Source organism: Nocardia spongicola (genome assembly GCF_047200775.1).
Classification (GTDB): domain Bacteria; phylum Actinomycetota; class Actinomycetes; order Mycobacteriales; family Mycobacteriaceae; genus Nocardia.
Window position 1 is genome coordinate 1 of sequence record NZ_JBJZOO010000081.1, and the last position, 273, is coordinate 273.

The 273-nt window shown below is 66.3% G+C and carries 1 protein-coding gene; it reads right to left on the reverse strand.

All coding sequences use genetic code 11. The annotated features are described in order from the left end of the window. On the reverse strand, positions 1-273 hold a 273-nt coding region (locus tag ACL02S_RS24295), incomplete at both ends, for a ketoacyl-synthetase C-terminal extension domain-containing protein (RefSeq protein ID WP_412804814.1).

The window sequence follows — 273 nt, forward strand, 5'->3', positions numbered from 1 at the left end:
GGCCTCCGCGCCCGCGGTGAGGCGTTCGGCGAATCCACGGGCCAGATCGCGGACGGCCTGTTCACTGCGGGCCGAGAGGGGCAGGACGCCGTAGTGCCGAGGTGTGCGGACCTTCCTGTTTCCGTTTCCCTTGGTGTGTTGGGGTGGTTGGTATTCCTGGAGGATGACATGGGCGTTGGTGCCGCCGTAGCCGAATCCGTTGACCGCGATGGTGACCCGATCGACCTCCGGGCCGACGGGTTCGGCGTCCAGTTGCAGGCGCAGGTTCAATTC